Raw genomic sequence first — 13,697 nt, forward strand, 5'->3', positions numbered from 1 at the left:
AGTTCTTATTGGGCGCGCATTTCGGCGGCGGTTTCCATCACCGCGCGGACGATCTTGTCATAGCCGGTGCACCGGCAGAGGTTGCCGGCGAGCCAGAAGCGGACTTCCTCCTCGGTCGGGTCCGGGTTCTTCTTCAACAGTGCATCGGAGGCGACCAGCATGCCTGACGTGCAGATGCCGCACTGAAGCGCGGCCATCTCCAAGAATTTCTGCTGCAGCGGATGCAGCTTTTCGCCCTGCGCCATGCCCTCGATGGTTCCGATCTCGTGCCCTTCGGATTCGACGGCAAGCATCAGGCAGGAGCAGACCAGGCGATCGTCGAGCGTGATCGAGCAGGCGCCGCAATCGCCGGAGGCGCAGCCTTCCTTGGAGCCGGTGAGCGCCAGCGGCCCGCGCAGCGCGTCGAGCATGGTGTCATCAGGCTCGCACAAAAATTCCATCGGCTCGCCATTGATCGTGGTGGTGACGTGAACTTTGGCCATGAAGTTATTTTCCTTGAGCGCGTTTAGCGGCAATGGCGGCCGTGCGTTTGAGCAGCACGCCGGCCACCCTGGTGCGGTAGGCGATGGTGCCGCGCTTGTCGTCGATCGGGCGGCAGGCGGCGGAGCACGCGGCGGCGGCTTTTGCCAGCGCCGCATCGTCGAGCTTGGAGCCGATCAGCGCTTTCGCAGCGTCTTCAACCAAGAGCACGGTGGGGGCCACCGCGCCGAGACCGACGCGGGCCGCGGTCACCGTGCCGTCCTTCATGGTGAGGCTGACGCCGCAGCCGACCACCGCGATGTCCATTTCGGTGCGCGGGATCATGCGCAAGTAAGCGTCGCTGGAGCCGGCCGGACGTGGCGGTAGTTTAAAACTGACCAGGATCTCGCCGGGCTTGAGATGGGTGCGGCCGGGCCCGGCGGGCACGTCCTCCACCTTCATCTCGCGGCGGCCCTCCGGGCCCTGGATGGTGACGGCGGCGCCGGCCGCGACCATCGCGGGCACGCTGTCGCCGGCGGGCGAGCCGTTGCAGAGATTGCCGCCGGCAGACGCCCGGCCCTGCACCTGCTTGGAGCCGATCAGGTTGACCGCCTCCAGCACGCCGGGCCAGACCTTGCCGAAGGTTTTGTGTTCGGCGAGCGCCATGCCGGAGACGGCGGCGCCAATCCGAAAGCCGCCATCCGGCGTCTGTTCGATCGCGGTCATCTCGGGGATCTTCTTGATGTCGACGATGACGCCGGGCTTCAAAACGCCGGATCGCATCTGCACCAGAAGGTCGGTGCCGCCGGCCAGGATGCGCGCGGCGCTGCCGGCTTTGGCAAAAGCGCCGACCGCTTCATCAAGCGTTTCGGGCGCGAGGTATCGGAGTTCCGTCATGGTCTTTCCGCCATCTCCCTTTTTCCTGCCCGCCCCATATCGGCGATGGCCTTATAATGGCCCGGCAGTGTGCACTAAGCCTACACGGCGGGAGGCGGTTGGAACAGCCTGCGAGATCAGGTTGTTACGGCTCCCTCCTATGCGCGCAGCGGGGCTTGCGCGGCGGATTGTACCGAGATGCCGTAGGGTGGGCTGAGCGAAGCGAGCCCACCATCTTGATTGAACTGGCCGAGTTGCCTCAAATGGTGGGCACGCTTCGCTCTGCCCACCCTACGATACCTGACCTTGGGGACATGGATGCCGCTTCTCAGACTCCTCGTTGCTGCCACGGCGTCCCTGACACTTTCATCCCTCGCCATCGCCCAACCGGCCCCCGGCCCGCGTCCCGCACCGAGGCCTGCGGTCGCGCCAGTGCCCGGTCAGCCGGCCGCAGCTTCTCGCACGCCGCGGGCTGCGGCCTGCCACAACGGCCTGTCGTTCGACCGCTTCCTTGCCGATCTGAAGCAGCAGGCGGTCGCCGACGGCGTGTCGCAGCGCACGCTCAGCGAGGCCGCGCCCTACCTCGTCTACGACCAGAGCATCGTGAACCGCGACCGCGGCCAGCGCGTGTTCGGCCAGGTGTTCACCGAGTTTGCGCGCAACCGCGCCTCCGACGGCGCGGCGAAGAACGCGCAGGCGCGCATCAGGATGCATGCGGCGGCGTTCGCCCGCGCCGAGAAGGAGTATGGCGTGCCGCCGGCGGTGATCGCCGCGTTCTGGGGCCTAGAAAGCAGTTTTGGCGCCGAGCTCGGCAATCTGTCCACGCTACGCTCGCTGGTGTCGCTGGCCTATGATTGCCGCCGCTCCGAGATGTTTCAGAAGGAGACCATCGCGGCCCTCAAGATCATCGACCGCGGCGACCTCCCGGCTAGCGAAATGATCGGCGCATGGGCCGGCGAGCTCGGGCAAACGCAATTCCTGCCGACGCATTATTTCACCTATGCGGTCGACTATGACGGCGACGGCCATCGCAACCTCTTGCGCAGCGCACCCGACGTGATCGGCTCGACCGCGAATTACATCGCCACCGGATTGAAATGGCGGCGCGGCGAGCCGTGGCTGCAGGAAGTGCGCGCGCCGCAAAATTTCCCCTGGGAGCAGGCCGATCTCACGATAAAACTGCCGCGCGCAAAATTCGCGCAGCTCGGCGTCACCTATCCGGACGGCCGGCCGCTGCCGAACGACGACCTGCCGGCCTCGCTGCTGCTGCCGATGGGCCGCACTGGACCCGCGTTTCTGGCCTATGCGAATTTCGCTGTTTACACCGAGTGGAACAACTCGCTGATCTATTCGACCACCGCGGCCTATCTCGCCAGCCGCATCGCCGGCGCGCCGCCGATGCGGCAGCCGTCAGTGCCGGTAGCGCAACTGCCGCTCAACGAGCTGAAGGAGCTGCAGCAGCTTTTGGTGCGCGCCGGCTACAATGTCGGCAAGGTCGACGGCGTGATGGGACAGCTCAGCCGCACCGCGGTGAAGGCGATGCAGGTCAAATACGGCCTGCCGGCGGATTCCTGGCCGACGGCGGAATTGCTGGCACGGATGCGTGGGCCGAGTGCCCAGGCGCAGCCGGCAGGCCTGGTGATGCCCGCGGCGCGGTAGGCATGGCTGCCTCCGCGAGTACCTCTGTCATTCCCCGCGAAGGCGGGGAATCCAGTACGCCGCGGCCGATCGGCTCAATAGCAACTTCTGTGGATACTGGGTCGCCCGGTCAAGCCGGGCGATGACAGCGAGAGAACAATCAGACGCCGTTACGGCGTCGCGAGCGTTGAATCTCGCCGCTAGCCCTCCCATCTCGAAGACGCCTCGCCATCCGAGGCGCTATTCCACATCACGAAAAGAGCATCCCATGTCCTTTTACGACGCCTCCGTGCCCGCCTTCCTGCAGATTCTCGGCAGCCTTTCCGGCCTGCTCACGAAAGCGGACGCGCATTGCAAGGCAAAGAACATCCAGCCCGAGGCGTTGCTGAATGCGCGGCTTTACCCCGACATGTATCCGCTGACACGGCAGGTGCAGACGGCCTGCGACTTCGCCATGAAGACTTGCGCGCGGCTCACCGGCAGCGAGGTGCCACAGACGCCGGACACCGAAAAGAGTTTTGAAGAATTGCAGCAGCGGATCGCGAAGACAATCGACTATGTGAAGGCGTTCAAGCCGGCGCAGTTCGACGGCGGCGATACGCGGGATGTCACCTTCCCGATCGGCCCGAGCAACACCATGACGCTGAAGGGCCAGCAATATCTCACCGGGTTCGCGTTTCCGAATTTCTATTTCCACGCCGCCACCGCGCACGGCATCCTGCGCCATAATGGCGTCGAGATCGGCAAGCGGGATTTTCTCGGCGTGAGGTAATCCTCAGCGCAGCGATGCCAGCTCGCGCGCGAGGTTGGCGCGGGCCTTCTGGTCGTATTTCGCGGCGAACGCCGGATCGGGAAAGATCACCGGCCTTGCCGCGAAATGGCCGAGCACCTTCGCGCGGCCGGCGCGATAGTCGGCCTCCGGCACATGGATGAACTCCTGCCGGATCGCGGCGGCGTAAGCGTCGTAGCGTGCGGGCTCGCTGCCGAGAATGCTGAGGTCGATCGAGATCAGGATAGCGCCGAGCCGGTCGCCAGGCTTCACGTCGTGCGTTTTGGTCAGGCAGATCAGGCGGCCGACCTCCGCGGCGATGTCAGCGCGGACATGCTGTTCGGCAAGCTCAGCGCTGCGCTCCTCATTGTCGGCGCGCGTCGCGTCGTAGACGATGTCGTGCCAGCAGATCGCCTCGGTGAGGATTTCGCGCTCGCGCGCCGAAACATCGTCGATGCGCGCGAGCGCGGCAAGGCAGTCTTCGATGTGAGCGAGGTTGTGGTAGTGGCGGCCGGGGGCGGTGTAGGCCGCAATGAGATCTTCGCGGGTCATTGGCTGTCTCCGGAAGACGCGGCGCCGTAGGGTGGGCAGAGCGCGGCGTGCCACCCATCTCGCGGCTCGATCGGGGAGGCATGGTGGGCACGTCGCTTCGCTCCTCTGCCCACCCTACGAGACCCGCCCAAGACCTAACGCATCGTGATGGCGAGACCGCTGAGATCCGCGTTCGCCATCAATCCCACCTGATGCCCGGTCAATTCCAGCACCGCGCCCTTCTGGTTGGTCAAGACGATCGCACGCGCGCCGCGGCCAACCGCGAGGCCGGCGCCGGCCGCGCCGTAGACGCCGGCGACATCGGAGGGGCGCCAGATGTTGCTGACGCGGCCGCGCAAAATCGTCTTCGAGCCGCCGAACACAAAACCGTAGTCGAGGCCGCCGGTCGAAAGCGCGTAGCGCCGGCCGTGGAAATCCAGCACCCCGCTGCCGCCGGAGCCGCCGATCACCCAGCCTGCCTTGTAGATCGTGAGCTGCACGAAACCTTCGTCGGCCTGCGCGGCGGAGGACAGGCTGACGCCCGCAAAGGCCGCAAGCGCGAGCACGGCGGCACGGAGGGCGGATGGCATCTTCATGGATAGTTTCTCCAGGGAATTGGCGGCCTGCGGCGCCGATTGAGTCGTGACGAACCGATTGTACCCCATCAGCGATAGGGGAAAAGCGCATTGATGCCCCTGTCGCACGGCGTGCCACGGCGGGCATGACACAATTTCATCAAATTCTGCCGCCTGCTGGCGAAAAAATCTCCACATGAACGCATGAAAATCAGCGCGCCTGTGAACTGCATTACCTTTACTGCCATCATCTTGCGCTAGTCATTCGCGCGGCAATTACCCCTCGCGATCGTTCCGCATCGCACCTTTCCCAGAGCTCGGCGGGTCGCATGGCGCCGCGCCGCTGCCTTTCCAGCGAGGCAGCGGCGCGTTAGGTTTAGGGCCCACGCGCCACCGAAGGTGTCCCATGCCAAAGATCCAGCATTTTGCGCCGCCCGCCGGGATCAAGTCCCCGCCGCTCTCCTTCGCAACCCGTGTCGGCGACTTGCTGTTCGTCTCGGGCATTCCGGGCTTTGACGACAAGGGCGCGCTGGCGGATGGGTTCGAGGCGCAGTTCGGCTTCGTCGTCGCCAACATCAAGCGCGTGCTCGACGAAGCAGGCGCGACGTTCCGCGATCTCGTCAAGGTCAACGTTCTGCTGACGCGCGCCTCCGACGTCGCCACGATGAATACCCTCTATGCGTCGGCGTTCGGACCGGCGCCCTACCCCGCCCGCACCACCTGCGTGGTGCAGGCGCTGCCTGATCCGAAGATGCTGATCGAGATCGAATGCGTGGCGCAGATTTCCGGGCGATAATCCACGCGGGCGGTCGGCCGCTGAAGATTGCGCCGGACCGTTCCAACACTCAGGCCACAGCCACGATCACATGTGCCTGTATCTTGGCGGTAACCTCGCCGCTGCCATGCCGGTCTGCAATCGCGGATGCGGCGTAGTCGGTGGCCGCTTGAAGTTTTCCCGCGTCTCTCGCCTCGATTTCATTGCGAAGAACCGTTCCCTGACAATAGGCAACGGCCGGGATGCGCGGCGAGGATGCGCGGCTTTGTTCGGCTCTGGTCTCGATCACCACGCGGGAGAAACCTGCGCCTTCCAGTTCGCGACGGATCAACGCCGTATCGTGGTAGCCGTGCGGCGTGCGCGCCAGGAAGCGCGGCGGATCATCCGGAAAAATCCTTGCCAGCGCATTCGTCACATCATCCGCAAATACATTCTCCTCGATGCGATCCCATACGTTGAACAGAAGATGTCCTCCTGGTTTCAGGACCCGCTTGGCTTCGCGGTAGGCAGCCGGGCGGTCGGGAAAGAACATCGCGCCGAACTGACAACAAACGAGATCGAAGGCCGCGTTTTCAAACGGCAGCGCCAGCGCATCGGCTTGTCGCCATTCGATGCGATTGTCCGGGCCTTGTCGCGACGCAGCGTAGTCGAGCATCGGCTGGTTGAGATCGGTCACGACATAACGCGCGCCCGAGGACAGTTTTGGCGCCAATGCGCGGGTGACAACCCCTGTGCCTGCGGCGATCTCCAGAACGGCGGTTGGCGCGAAGGACGCGGCGCGTCGCGCGAGATCCGCGGCAAACGACTCGAAAATCAACGGCACCATATAGCGGTCGTAGTTTTCCGGGATCGAGTCCGCGAACACCTTGTCCGTTTCCAGCATTGCTGTCACCCACCGTCCAGTTGATGGTGCACAAGACTAGCACAAAATTCTGCTTTGGGTCGTTTCCGACTCCACTAGCCTCAAGGCTTCGGCATGGTTTCCCTCAGCGTGTCGCTGACGAAATTGGCGGCGTGGCGATAGGCGGCGTCGTTGTCGCCGCGAAACGTCACCGTCCGCCGCATCAGGAGCTTCTCCGCTTCGAGATCGAGCAGCTGGATCTCGCCCCATTGCACCAGCGTGCTCATCTTGCGGATGCCGCCATAGACCACGAGGCGCGCGCCGGCCTTGCGCGCGGCGGCGATGAAGAGATTCTGCGACATGCTGGTGGCGGTGCAGGGATGATCGGGGCATTCGATGCTGACCACGCGGTAGCCGCCTTGTGCCGAAATGTTGTCGCGCAGCAATGCTGCAAACGATGCGACGCGGGCGCGGTGCTCCGCGCTCTGGTCCACCACTTCACCCGATGTGTCGAAATAATCGAAATCCGCGACCGCCACCGCGATCGGCGCAGCCGCCGGCAATCGGCCCGCTGCAAACAACAATGCAACGACCGTGCACAACATTGTCAGCACGGCGCTTGCGCGGCTGCGCCAGCGTGACGCGCACCATGAGTTTGTGTCTTGCATTGTGGCTGGCCTCCTACGCCCGATGCCGGCATCGCTTCACCGCCGAATTGTAGCAGCGCGTAAGGAATTCGCTAACCCATTCGACCGTTCCCGGCTTTGAACCTTCCCGCGTGGCCCGCTACTCAAGGGGTAACCGGGCGCCAAGGCCCCGCGTTCAAAACTGGAGATTTGAAGATGCGTCGTATTTTTGGCTTTTGCGCCGTTGCCGCGATTGGTTTCACTGCCCTTGCCGCCTCGAGCCCGGCAAACGCCGCCTATCATTTGATCCGCTGGCAGGATACCGGCTTCTGCCAGATCTGGGACCAGAACATCCCGACCGCGCCGTATCCCGGCAACTACAGCGTGATCGTCGGCTCGGAAGTGCCGACCTTCGTCGACGCGCTGGTGTTCAAGGACGGCATGCTGCGGAGCGGCGCCTGCGCGTTCTGAGCTTTGATCCTCATGGTGAGGAGGCGCGCAAGCGCCGTCTCGAACCATGCGGCACCATTGGTGCCATTCATCCTTCGAGACGTCGCTTCGCGCCTCCTCAGGATGAGGTCTAACATCTGAAAGCGGCCGGCGCGGGGATGACGCGCCGGCTTTTTTTCATGCGCTGCTTTGAACCAATCACGCATCGGTGACAACAAAGGGATGCCCGGCCATCCCCGACCGGGAGCCCGCTCCCTTAAATCTCCCCCTTGCGGAGCGCGGCCGCGCATTTCCATGACAGGAGTATTTTGCCCATGCTTCGCCTCACTGCCCTTGCCGCCACGGCCAGCCTCGCCCTCACCGCTGTCGTCGCGACCAGCCCTGCTGAAGCCGCCTTTCATCTGATCCGCTGGGAAGGCACCGGTGTCTGCCAGGTCTGGGACCAGAGCATTCCGACCAAGCCGATCCCGTCGAACTACAGGACCGTCAGCAAGCCGGTTCCGACATTCGCCGCGGCGCTCGCCGTGAAGGACGGCATGCTCAAGAAGGGTAACTGCAAGCTGTAATCGTTTCGTAGTGCGCAGGGTGGGCAAAGGCGCGCAGCGCCGTGCCCACCAACTTCTTGCACCACTGTTGATGCATGGTGGGCACGCTTCGCTTTGCCCCACCCTACGACACCGCCGCAGTCGTTCCACCTTGTACTACCCGATGCGCTTGCTATCCTCCGGCAAAACCAAGCAAGAGGAAACGCGCCATGCCCCTTCTCGAAAATCACATCGCCGTCGTCACCGGCGCAGGCTCCGGCATCGGGCGTGCGATCGCGATCGGCTATGCCCGCGAGGGTGCGCGCGTCGTGCTGCTCGACCGCGAGGAGAAAGCGGCCGCCGAGGCTGCGCAGGAAATCCGCAGCGCCGGCGGCAAGGCTGACAGCTTTGCCCTCGATGTCGCCAAACGCGAGGACTGCGTCGCGATGGCGAAGCATGTCGCCAATCAGGTCGGCCAGGTCTCGATCCTCGTCAACAATGCCGGCATCGTCCGCCGTAACGGCATGCTCGGCGCGGCGGAAGCCGTGATTAGCGATTGGGAAGACATCATCGCGATCAACCTCACCGGCGTCTTCAACGTGACGCACGCGTTCCTTGCGCCCCTACGCGCCAGCAAGGGCCGCATCGTCAATATCGGCTCGATCCAGTCCTTCGTGCATGTGCGCACGCCGAGCTCGCCCGCCTACACCGCCTCCAAGCACGGCGTGCTCGGCTTCACCAAGGCGCTCGCCGCCGAGCTCGGCAAGGAAGGCGTGCGCGTCAACGCGATCGGCCCGGGCTTCATCGCAACACCGCTCAACGCCAACGCCCGCGCCAACAATCCGGACCTCGTGAAGACATTCATGGATCACACGCCGCTCGGCCGCGCCGGAACCGCGGAGGACATCGTCGGTCCCGCGATCTTCCTCGCCTCCGATCTCTCGGCCTATGTCTCCGGCTCGATCGTGATGGTCGACGGCGGCTACCGGGCGGTGTGAACCATGTCCAACGCCCCGCATTTCGACATCGACGTCCCCTCGTTCTGGGCCGATCCCTATCCAGCGCTGGCGAAGATGCGCAAGGAGGCACCGATCGCCTTCGTGCCGCAGCTCGGCTCGACCGTGTTCACCCGACGCGACGATATCTTCACCCAGGAGAAGCGCATCGACGTGTTCTCCTCGCACCAGCCGAACGGCCTGATGAACCTGCTGATGGGCCACAACATGATGCGCAAGGACGGCGACGCGCACATGAGCGAGCGGCAGGCGATGTTTCCGGCGGTCTCGCCGCGCACGGTGCGCGACACCTGGATCCGGCAGTTTCAGGCCCATGCCGATCGCATCCTCGGTGAGCTGGCGCCGACAGGCGAAGCCGACCTCTGCAAGGCGTTCGCGCTGCCGCTGTCGGCCGAATGCCTGAAGGACATCACCGGGCTGACCAACATGCGCTACCAGGACATGGACGCATGGTCGCAGGCGATGATCGACGGCATTGCCAACTACACCGGCAACGAGGAGGTCGAGGCGCGCTGCCACGCCGCCACAGCGGGCATCGATGCCGCGATCGACGACATGATTCCGGTCGTCAGGAAGCACCCGAACACCTCGATCCTGAGCGTATTGCTGGCGGCCGGCCAGAACATGGAAAGCGTCCGCGCCAACATCAAGCTTGCGATATCGGGCGGGCAGAACGAACCGCGCGATGCGATCTCGGGCGCGACCTGGGCGCTATTGACCCATCCCGACCAGTTCGCGCTGGTGCGCGAGGGAAAAGCGAAGTGGATCGACGTGTTCGAGGAATATGCGCGCTGGATCGCGCCGATCCAGATGTCGCCGCGCCGCGTCGCCAAACCGTGGACGTATGGCGGCATCGATTTCGAGCCGGAGGACCGCGTGTTCTTCATGTTCGGCTCCGCCAACCGCGACGAGGCCTGCTTTGCCGAGCCTGATAGTTTCGACATCACCCGCGACACCCAGAAGAGCATCGCCTTCGGCGCCGGCCCGCATTATTGCGCCGGCGCCTTCGCCTCCCGCGCCATGGTCGCCGACGTCGCGCTGCCGAGCCTGTTCGCGCGGCTGAAGGACCTGCGGCTGGACGAACGGGAACCGGTACGGATCGGCGGCTGGGCGTTCCGCGGCCTACTCAATCTGCCGGTGAAGTGGAACGCCACTTAAAGCCAAACAGATCTATGAGCCTCTCGCTGATGTGAAGCCCTGATGGCGCCGATCTCGATCGGGACTTGAACCTGGCCACGAGGGCTGAAGACTCATTGTCGAGTGGCCCGCATTCTTCTCGAAATGAATCCGGCCTAGTCGAGTTGTGGTTCCCCTTTTTGGGGGAGAGAGTCATGAATCTTGTCAGCAGCAGTGTTTCGGAATCAGCCATCCGTGACGAATTCAGGTGTCGATGCGGCGCTCGGCCAAAGCTGATCCGCAAGATCATGGACTCCCGAAATGGCATGACGGTCCGTATCTTCGAGTGCCAATGCGGCCAGCTCAGCTGGACTGAGGACAAACAGTAAGCTTTCGTGCGGCGTAACCTGGTTTGGCCGCTCGCCCTTCAACGTCGGCGACAGACATCATGCGAAAGCCCGGCGTTTCCGCCGGGCGAACGCAAATATACGCTCTTGGTGAAAGCGGTATCTTGATCCGTCCGGCCCTCGTCGGCTATCCGGGAAAATACTGTCAAATCATCTGGCGAAACGGCGCTGCTGCAGTTCAGGAGCGGGCCAATTCCTTCCGAACCGCCGCGGCCGAGTTGCCGACCTTGTCGACCGCCTTCTGCAACTCCGCATGGGATACGCCAAGCTCTCTCGTCCAGTATTTCAATTCCCAGCGTTGGTGCATGTTGATCTTGCTGCGGTCGGGCGTGTCCCTCCTGGTCAGGTGATCCATCGCAAACATCCCCTCAATATCCGTCATCATCGCACCGCCGATCCAGAGCATTTCGAAAAATCTGGCTGCGTAAACTGTGCGAATGAGAACGGCTGAGTTGTCCGGCTAGTTCCTAAGTTGCCGATCGGACGGAGCGTCGCGGGTGATTTCCTTGAGCGCGCTCTGCGCGACTGCCCTTAATCCGCCCAAGGTGGTGTTGCCCCGCCTGGCGCTGAGCTTCAGCTTCTGGGCGATGTGGCGGCGATGTTCGTGATCGCCGCCATGGGGAAAGACACTGCAGGTCTCTTCGAGAACGATATCCATGTTTGCAATGGTACGATCATCCAATCTGGTCATTGACGCTACCTCTCCGGGCGCATGTGCTGAAACGACATCCTTTGCGAGCGAGGGACCGGCTTCGATGATAGCAAATTCGGGAAAGACTGGCATTAAACTAGGAACCAGCGGGGGCCCAGGGGCTTGAATCGCGTGAATTGCAGGATAGCGCACATGCCAGGCACCGGCTGGTCACCGGGGACGGTACCCTACGGGGCGGATCAAACCGCCTACCTCGTGGTGGACAGCTTTTCCGTCGGGACGGTCTACCGCGAAACCGAGATCGAAAAGGCCGACCTTGAAACCATCGTCGGCGACCTCTTGACAGGCCAATACAACAGCCCCGTCCGCGTCGTGGCGTTCAACACGCTCGAACACTGGTCCGAGGACGTCTCTTCCGACATTGCGGCGGAGATCCAGATGCGCTGCGATATCGACGGCGTGCCGGTGCCGGAGCACCTGGCCGACTTCATGCAACGCCACGCCCGCCCCACGCGGCAGTTGCCTCTCGGGCTCGTCTAAAGCGGGCGGCAAATGCCGTCGACGAGATCGGGACGAGTGCAAGACCAGCGAGAACGCGCATGGCGGGCCTGCCCGGTTCGTGATGCCTGAAAAGAAACTAGCAGCAATCGGCGAACGCGTCACGGTGTCTCGCTGCCGGGGCCGTGATTGCCGTTTCGCGTCACCAGATGCATGTGCCGAAACACCCAGCGCATGGCAAGGTACCACAGATAGCCTCCGATGGCCCCGCAAACGGCGAGCAGGATGATATAGGCGGGATGATACTCGCCGCTCCACCACAGCATGCTTCCAACCCAGAAGATGGCGAAGAAAACGGCGGCGAGCTTCAGCCGCATTGCCTGGTCCATGATATCCCTCCGATGGCCAACGTTCGTCGCCATCATCGGCGCCAGGACCGCGCCGCACCGTGAGGTGTGTCACGGTTCAGCAGAAGCTATGGCAACGCGGCATGGGTTCTGTTCTCACGCCTCTACAAACCGTCATGCCCGGGCTTGTCCCGGCATCCACGTCTTGGACTTCGCGCGAAAGAGCGTGGACGGCCGGGCATAGGCGAGCGGAAGCGACGCCGTCCTTCAGACGGCTATGCCCGGCCATGACGGGTTGGAAGTTTGAACGTTCGGGGGTTCATGCCGCGCCCATATGCGAACGGCGAAGCTGGCCGCACCCGCCGGCGCGAACCCACCCTCGCCTGTTAGCCTCTACGCGTCTCGCGGCAATCCGGGGTGTCAGCGCGAGAACTGTGATCCGGTGGGAGACGGCAGGCGAGAGTCTATCTTGGCTTGCGGAGGTTTGGGCTGCGGGACGGAGGCGGCCGGCTGGGCGGGGGCTGTGGCCGTAGCCGTGACGGCCGGAGGTGCAGACGGCATCTTCTGCCTGACATCCTCCCCGGCAGCCCGCAATGCCGCAATGTTCTGGGCCATCTGTTCCTGCTTGGCAGCGAGTTGTTCGACGCTGCGCCGCACGGCATCGAGCGTCGATGCCATCGGTGCAAGCTGCCGCGTCGGGTCGGCGTAGGTCGCAGCCATGGCTGGCGACCTCGTCGTCGGAACGGGTAGCACCCAAGCCAGCGCGGGCGCCTGGGCTATCAGCATCTCCCTTGCTTCATCGCCGTAGGACTGCCAGCCCAGCGTGGCGCCGACGCCGATGAGAACCGCAATCGAGAACCGGACGAGGCTGCGGAATAGTCGCCGGCCAAGCGACGGCCGGCCGCCCGCCGGCCGCCCTTCCCCGAAGCGGTAGGAATAGGCAGCATCCATCGGAGGCTTTGTGCGCCGTCGGCCGACGCGCTGGTCGGACCGGACGTCGAGATCGCGCGCAAGCCCGTCGAGCGTTTCTTCGGCCGTCAGTGGCGGGCTTTGCGAGTATAACATGGATACCTCCACCGACGATTCTTCCGAATTCTCAAGGGAAGAGGCGATTCTGGTTTGACGGAAGGGAGGCAGGGGCGCAGCAGCCCTAGGGCGTTTGTGAGGTCGTCGCGCGATAGCAGACGACCGACAGATCGGCTGCGAGTCCCCCTAGCCGAACCGCGCCCGCGAGCGCTCCCTCGCCTTTTCGGCCTCGACCTCGCGGTCGCGCGGCGGCGCGTTGGTCTGCAGCGAGGCGAGCAGGCGCCGCGCGCTGTCGGCGACTTCGGAAACCGCGCGGTTGAACGCCTCGGCATTGGCCTGCGACGGTGAGTTGAAGCCGGAGAGTTTTCGCACGAACTGCAACGCGGATGCATGGATTTCGGCGTGCGTCGCCGGGGGATCGAAATTGAACAGGGTCTTGATGTTGCGGCACATGGCTCTCTCCTTCACGGCTCGTCGTTCAAGGACGAACGGCCGGTGCAAAATCCGACGGCGTAGCCTATTTTGACACGGATCATGCGGCACGTTCATCCTGTCGGCACCTGCACCACAG

19 protein-coding genes are annotated in these 13,697 nt (G+C 63.8%); 8 read left to right on the forward strand and 11 right to left on the reverse strand.

Annotated elements, in window-relative coordinates; genetic code table 11:
- Window positions 1–5 precede the first annotated feature (5 nt).
- The gene (locus QA643_RS32320) at window positions 6–482 is read right to left on the reverse strand and encodes a (2Fe-2S)-binding protein (RefSeq protein ID WP_283029711.1); all 477 of its coding nucleotides are present in this window, start codon (window positions 480–482) and stop codon (window positions 6–8) included.
- Window positions 483–486: 4 nt separating this feature from the next.
- Window positions 487–1,356 carry a xanthine dehydrogenase family protein subunit M gene (locus QA643_RS32325; protein WP_283029712.1) on the reverse strand — a complete coding sequence of 290 codons (870 nt, stop codon included), beginning with the start codon at window positions 1,354–1,356 and terminating at the stop codon, window positions 487–489.
- Between the two features lie 297 nt (window positions 1,357–1,653).
- On the opposite strand from QA643_RS32325, the gene QA643_RS32330 reads away from it, so the two are divergent.
- Complete coding sequence (locus tag QA643_RS32330) at window positions 1,654–2,994, forward strand: lytic murein transglycosylase (protein WP_283029713.1); 1,341 nt, start codon at window positions 1,654–1,656, stop codon at window positions 2,992–2,994.
- A gap of 247 nt (window positions 2,995–3,241) precedes the next feature.
- Window positions 3,242–3,745, forward strand: coding sequence for a DUF1993 domain-containing protein (locus QA643_RS32335; RefSeq protein ID WP_283029714.1), 504 nt, complete (start codon window positions 3,242–3,244; stop codon window positions 3,743–3,745).
- A 3-nt stretch (window positions 3,746–3,748) separates the two neighbouring features.
- Here the strand turns inward: QA643_RS32335 and QA643_RS32340 are convergent, their stop codons facing one another.
- Together QA643_RS32340 and QA643_RS32345 are read right to left on the reverse strand one after the other, a co-directional pair.
- Window positions 3,749–4,294: a phosphohydrolase gene (locus QA643_RS32340; RefSeq protein ID WP_283029715.1), complete on the reverse strand. Its 546-nt coding sequence runs from the start codon at window positions 4,292–4,294 to the stop codon at window positions 3,749–3,751.
- 134 nt (window positions 4,295–4,428) lie between these two features.
- Window positions 4,429–4,869 (reverse strand): hypothetical protein, encoded by a 441-nt coding sequence (locus QA643_RS32345; protein ID WP_283029716.1) that lies wholly within the window; start codon window positions 4,867–4,869, stop codon window positions 4,429–4,431.
- A 385-nt stretch (window positions 4,870–5,254) separates the two neighbouring features.
- On the opposite strand from QA643_RS32345, the gene QA643_RS32350 reads away from it, so the two are divergent.
- Window positions 5,255–5,644 carry a RidA family protein gene (locus tag QA643_RS32350; protein WP_283029717.1) on the forward strand — a complete coding sequence of 130 codons (390 nt, stop codon included), beginning with the start codon at window positions 5,255–5,257 and terminating at the stop codon, window positions 5,642–5,644.
- A gap of 49 nt (window positions 5,645–5,693) precedes the next feature.
- Here QA643_RS32350 and QA643_RS32355 read toward each other — a convergent pair whose 3' ends face one another.
- Both QA643_RS32355 and QA643_RS32360 read right to left on the reverse strand, forming a co-directional pair.
- Complete coding sequence (locus QA643_RS32355) at window positions 5,694–6,506, reverse strand: methyltransferase domain-containing protein (RefSeq protein WP_283029718.1); 813 nt, start codon at window positions 6,504–6,506, stop codon at window positions 5,694–5,696.
- Window positions 6,507–6,586: 80 nt separating this feature from the next.
- A complete protein-coding gene (locus tag QA643_RS32360; protein WP_283029719.1) occupies window positions 6,587–7,132 on the reverse strand; it encodes a DUF2380 domain-containing protein in 546 nt (181 codons plus the stop codon).
- Between the two features lie 174 nt (window positions 7,133–7,306).
- Between QA643_RS32360 and QA643_RS32365 the strand changes: the two genes are divergently transcribed.
- From QA643_RS32365 to QA643_RS32380, 4 genes are all read left to right on the forward strand, one after another.
- Window positions 7,307–7,561 (forward strand): hypothetical protein, encoded by a 255-nt coding sequence (locus QA643_RS32365; RefSeq protein ID WP_283029720.1) that lies wholly within the window; start codon window positions 7,307–7,309, stop codon window positions 7,559–7,561.
- A gap of 293 nt (window positions 7,562–7,854) precedes the next feature.
- The gene (locus tag QA643_RS32370; RefSeq protein ID WP_283029721.1) at window positions 7,855–8,106 is read left to right on the forward strand and encodes a hypothetical protein; all 252 of its coding nucleotides are present in this window, start codon (window positions 7,855–7,857) and stop codon (window positions 8,104–8,106) included.
- A gap of 188 nt (window positions 8,107–8,294) precedes the next feature.
- Complete coding sequence (locus QA643_RS32375) at window positions 8,295–9,062, forward strand: SDR family oxidoreductase (RefSeq protein WP_283029722.1); 768 nt, start codon at window positions 8,295–8,297, stop codon at window positions 9,060–9,062.
- 3 nt (window positions 9,063–9,065) lie between these two features.
- Window positions 9,066–10,238 (forward strand): cytochrome P450, encoded by a 1,173-nt coding sequence (locus tag QA643_RS32380; RefSeq protein WP_283029723.1) that lies wholly within the window; start codon window positions 9,066–9,068, stop codon window positions 10,236–10,238.
- Window positions 10,239–10,781: 543 nt separating this feature from the next.
- Here the strand turns inward: QA643_RS32380 and QA643_RS32385 are convergent.
- Window positions 10,782–10,958 (reverse strand): DUF3606 domain-containing protein, encoded by a 177-nt coding sequence (locus QA643_RS32385; RefSeq protein ID WP_283034994.1) that lies wholly within the window; start codon window positions 10,956–10,958, stop codon window positions 10,782–10,784.
- Between the two features lie 105 nt (window positions 10,959–11,063).
- A complete protein-coding gene (locus QA643_RS32390; protein WP_283029724.1) occupies window positions 11,064–11,387 on the reverse strand; it encodes a hypothetical protein in 324 nt (107 codons plus the stop codon).
- 60 nt (window positions 11,388–11,447) lie between these two features.
- On the opposite strand from QA643_RS32390, the gene QA643_RS32395 reads away from it, so the two are divergent.
- Window positions 11,448–11,795 carry a hypothetical protein gene (locus QA643_RS32395; protein WP_283029725.1) on the forward strand — a complete coding sequence of 116 codons (348 nt, stop codon included), beginning with the start codon at window positions 11,448–11,450 and terminating at the stop codon, window positions 11,793–11,795.
- Window positions 11,796–11,914: 119 nt separating this feature from the next.
- Here QA643_RS32395 and QA643_RS32400 read toward each other — a convergent pair whose 3' ends face one another.
- The 3 genes from QA643_RS32400 to QA643_RS32410 all read right to left on the reverse strand — a co-directional run bounded on the left by QA643_RS32400 (window position 11,915) and on the right by QA643_RS32410 (window position 13,579).
- Entirely contained in the window at window positions 11,915–12,142 is a 228-nt protein-coding gene (locus QA643_RS32400; protein WP_283029726.1) for a hypothetical protein, read from the reverse strand.
- 378 nt (window positions 12,143–12,520) lie between these two features.
- A complete protein-coding gene (locus tag QA643_RS32405) occupies window positions 12,521–13,165 on the reverse strand; it encodes a hypothetical protein (protein ID WP_283029727.1) in 645 nt (214 codons plus the stop codon).
- Window positions 13,166–13,312: 147 nt separating this feature from the next.
- Window positions 13,313–13,579 carry a DUF2277 domain-containing protein gene (locus QA643_RS32410; RefSeq protein ID WP_171713099.1) on the reverse strand — a complete coding sequence of 89 codons (267 nt, stop codon included), beginning with the start codon at window positions 13,577–13,579 and terminating at the stop codon, window positions 13,313–13,315.
- Window positions 13,580–13,697 lie beyond the last annotated feature (118 nt).

The organism is Bradyrhizobium sp. CB3481 (assembly GCF_029714305.1).
Taxonomy (GTDB): domain Bacteria; phylum Pseudomonadota; class Alphaproteobacteria; order Rhizobiales; family Xanthobacteraceae; genus Bradyrhizobium.